The organism is Candidatus Hepatincolaceae symbiont of Strigamia maritima (assembly GCF_055505085.1).
Genome location: NZ_DBKDTU010000016.1, coordinates 1 through 4,254, shown reverse-complemented (window position 1 = coordinate 4,254; position 4,254 = coordinate 1). Strand labels below are relative to the sequence as shown.

Below are 4,254 nucleotides of genomic sequence, written 5' to 3'. Positions count from 1 at the left end.
AAATATAAAAATATTATGTATAATACCTTTATAGAAGGATGCTTATAATTTAAGTTTAATAACTAAACTAAATTAGAATCCAGAGGGCATTAATCACTCTAGGATTAATGTTAAGTTAATAACAAGTAACCCATATACAATTAGGTATTAGCCGTTAGTTTTAACTCTATCTCCAAAGTAGTAGTAAACACTAAACAAATAATCATATTCCGATAATTTAGTTACTAAACATATGTTTTTTAGCATAGCCTTTATATACTTTAGTAGAGATAAAAAATTTACATAACAAACCTTTATAAGCAAAATCATTAATCATATTCAAACTAGATATCTTAGGAGAAAAATTATGTTTAAACACATATTTATAAAACAAAATACTTTAAATACTTTGCTGTTAGTCTGCAGTTTAGTATTTATCAGTTATGGAAAGAGTTTTGCCCACGGGCATTCTGTTTATACATCTTCGGATGCTTTTTTAAATGATAATCAGAGTACTTGGATGAAAGAACTAAAAGATAATGCAAGATTTTCTGAATTATCATTACCAGGTACTCACGATACTATGACGTATGGGGAATATGGTCTTATGCAATTATCTGTTCAAACCCAAAGTATGAATTTAAAAAAACAGCTTAAAAACGGTATTAGAGTTTTAGATATTAGAATTAGACATACTGGTAATGCTTTTGCTATTCATCATGGGAGGATATTTTTAAAGACAATGTTCGGGGATGTATTACTAGAGGTTACTGATTTTCTAAGCAAATATCCTAGTGAGACTATTTTTATAAGGTTAAAAGAAGATCATGATGCAGATAATAACAATACTAGAAGTATGAAGGAAACTCTGGAATATTATTTAAATAATCACAAAACACATTATTTACAAACTACTGACCCGCACATAACAGTTAAAGAAATGCGTGGTAAATTTATAATTCTCTCAGATTGTATGGATTTTCATAGTTTTGGTATCAAATATTCTGATTTTGACATTCAAGATAGTTATGAATTAAGTGAGTATTGGGATCTATATGCTAAATGGGAAAAGGTATTCGCTCAGTATAAGAAAGCTACTAAGGGGAGTAAAGATACAGTATATGTTAATTATTTAAGCGGATCTGGAGATTCAAGTTTGAATGGGCTTTTAGTATTTCCATATTTTGTAGCTAGCGGGCATTGGTCAATGGATACCTATGGTAATAGACAACCTACAGGGAAGACTGATTGGTTTGGGATTGGTAATACATATAAGGATTTTCCAAGAGTAAATTGTTTTATACTTATTTGTACCATAGCATTTGAGGGAACAAATGTATTACTAGCAGATTATATGACATATGATGACGATATTGATACTTTCGCAAGAAGAGGTGCTGGGATTATTATGGCTGATTTCCCAGGTGTCAAGTTAATAGATGGTGTAATTTACGATAATAAAAAAGTGGGTAATGTTAATTTTAGGAAATTTTAATACATTAGGAAAGTTATTAGCTGTAACAATTTTGCTAATAACTCCTTATCTTTATAACAGAGAGCAATTATAGAATAGAGAAAAATGAAAAATCAAAACTTAAAAAAAATCATTAATCTTGTATGGGTCATTTTAACATCTCTTATTATTACTATCTTAATGTTTATTAAAAATAATATCTTACCGGTAAGTTCTAACAAAATAGAACAAAATATTTTAGTTAAAATTAGTAATGTTTACGATTTTGTTAATTATTTTGTCCAAGAATTACGAAAAGAATTTCCCCCACTGGATATTAAAATAATCTTGGTACAAAAAAGCTATACGCTAATTTTAATCACTAAACAATCATTACACAATCAAATCGTAATCAGTAATGAGGCACAACCAATTTTTAAATATAATTTTATTCTTAATAAGAGCATAACTTTAGCTGAAAACTACATTAATTTTAAATACTTTTTAGAAAAAAAAGGTATAATATAGATAGTACTTAAGAATACTAAAGGTATATAAGTAGCAATTATGTGTAATAAATCAAGAGGTTTTAATGCAAAACAATCACCATAACTCGCAATTATTTAATAAAGAGATTTATTTAAATGCTAAGTCATGGCCTTTTGTTGAAGCTAAAAAGATTTTAGAGAGAATAAAAAACACTCCTCCTGAGAAAGGGTATGTATTATTTGAAACAGGCTACGGACCCTCAGGATTACCTCATATCGGTACTTTTGGAGAAGTAGCAAGGACTTCCATGGTACGTTTTGCTTTTGAGCAATTAAGTGGTATTAAAACTCGCTTAATTGTTTTTTCTGATGATTTAGACGGCTTAAGAAAAGTTCCAAGTAATGTACCTAATCAGGAAATGTTAACACAACATTTAGGAAAGCCTCTTACCCAAGTACCGGATCCTTTTGAGAAATATAGTAGTTTTGGGGAACATAATAATGCTAAGCTTAGGGAGTTTCTAGATAGTTATAATTTTGAATATGAATTTTTCAGTGCTACTGAATGTTATACCTCTGGGATGTTTGATAAAGCTCTACTGAGAGTATTAGAAAAATATGAGGCAGTAAAAAATGTAGTCTTACCAACTTTGGGGAGTGAGAGGCAAAGTAATTATAGTCCCTTTTTACCAATAGATCCGCTAACTAATGAAGTATTACAAGTAGAAGTTACAGCACTTAATTATCAAAAAGGAACTATTACCTATAAGCATAACACAGAATTGATTGAAACCTCAGTAATAGGAGGAAAATGTAAATTACAATGGAAGGCAGACTGGGCAATGCGTTGGTATGCTTTAAATGTAGATTATGAGATGTCAGGGAAAGATCTTATAGAATCAGTAAAGCTTTCTACAAAAATTTGTAAGCTTTTAGGAGAAGAACCGCCACTAAATTTTACCTATGAATTATTTTTAGATAAAGACGGACAAAAAATTTCTAAATCTAAAGGTAATGGGGTATCTGTTGAGGAATGGTTCAAATATGCTAATAATGAGAGCTTATCTATATTTATGTATCAAAAACCCCAAACTGCTAAAAGATTGTATTTTGAGATTATTCCTAAATCTGTAGATGAATGGTTGTTAGGATTAACTAAATATAAAAATTTAACTGAGACTCAAAAAGTAGAAGAACCTTTATTTTTCATTCATAAAAATAATCCTCCTCTAATTGATTCTATAATAGAGTTTAGTTTAATTCTCAACTTAATAACTACTACCCATGCAACAGATAAACAGTATTTATGGTCATTTATTGAGAAATACAAAACCTTTGATAGTGATGCTAAGAGGATTATAGAGAAACTATTAGGATATGCCATAGCTTATTACCAAGACTTTGTAGAACCTAGTCTTATTTATAAAGTTCCTAATGATGCTGAAAAAGCAGCACTACAATTACTTGTGATAGAGCTTACAAACTTAAAAGAAGATGTCAGTGTGGCAGAAATTCAAAATAAAGTATATCAAGTAGGAAAAAATAGTGGTCTTGATTTAAAGAATTGGTTTAAATCTTTATATGAAATTTTATTAGGGCAGGCAACCGGTCCTAGAATAGGAACATTTTTTGCACTTTATGGTTTAAAAAACTCTATTGCCTTAATAAATAAAGTACTATCTACTTAAAAAGTTAATATTGAAGTAAAGGAACAACTACTAATGGTTAAAAAATCTAATTGGAGTGAGGAACTCGTAAAACAATTATTACAAATACATAGTGAAGGAAAATATTCTACTAAACAAATCGGAGAAATTCTGGGGTTTACTAAAAATGCTATAGTTGGAAAGATTCACAGATTAGGAGTAGGGAAACATAATAATACAAACTTATCAGATAGTCAAGTACAGCTTAATGTTAAAAATTCCTCTAAAAATAAATCTATCAAAAAACCTAATAATAAAAAATCCTCTGTACAAACCGTACCAAAGGTACTTCTAAAATTGAAAAAACCAGGAGAATATTTATTAGAGGAAATAGAATATGATATGTGTGTTTGGCCGTATGGGGATGAACACTTCACTTTTTGCGGAGAAAGAGTTTTACATGGTAAAGCCTACTGTAAAGATCACATGAAAATGGCTTATTTAAAAATAGCTAGGGTAGATAAAAGAAAACAAGCTAATCTTTATACCGAAGATGATTTAGACGAAGAAAGTATCTAAGTTGAGGATTAAATACTTAAAAAGGTATTTTATTACTTAGAAATTAACGTAACCATAATTTTTAGTTGAGGGTTTTGGGTTAATTAAAGTTATGTCATTACAAGATAAA

Annotated in this window: 4 protein-coding genes; all 4 read left to right on the top strand. The window is 29.2% G+C overall.

What is annotated here, in order from left to right:
• Window positions 1–346: 346 nt before the first annotated feature.
• The 4 genes from ACQCX0_RS00375 to ACQCX0_RS00360 all read left to right on the top strand — a co-directional run bounded on the left by ACQCX0_RS00375 (window position 347) and on the right by ACQCX0_RS00360 (window position 4,145).
• Window positions 347–1,474 carry a phosphatidylinositol-specific phospholipase C gene (locus ACQCX0_RS00375; RefSeq protein ID WP_462562061.1) on the top strand — a complete coding sequence of 376 codons (1,128 nt, stop codon included), beginning with the start codon at window positions 347–349 and terminating at the stop codon, window positions 1,472–1,474.
• An 84-nt stretch (window positions 1,475–1,558) separates the two neighbouring features.
• On the top strand, window positions 1,559–1,960 hold the full coding sequence (locus ACQCX0_RS00370) for a hypothetical protein (protein ID WP_462562060.1): 402 nt from the start codon (window positions 1,559–1,561) through the stop codon (window positions 1,958–1,960).
• 64 nt (window positions 1,961–2,024) lie between these two features.
• On the top strand, window positions 2,025–3,608 hold the full coding sequence (locus tag ACQCX0_RS00365; RefSeq protein ID WP_462562059.1) for a lysine--tRNA ligase: 1,584 nt from the start codon (window positions 2,025–2,027) through the stop codon (window positions 3,606–3,608).
• Between the two features lie 33 nt (window positions 3,609–3,641).
• Window positions 3,642–4,145 carry a GcrA family cell cycle regulator gene (locus ACQCX0_RS00360; RefSeq protein WP_462562058.1) on the top strand — a complete coding sequence of 168 codons (504 nt, stop codon included), beginning with the start codon at window positions 3,642–3,644 and terminating at the stop codon, window positions 4,143–4,145.
• Window positions 4,146–4,254: the final 109 nt, after the last annotated feature.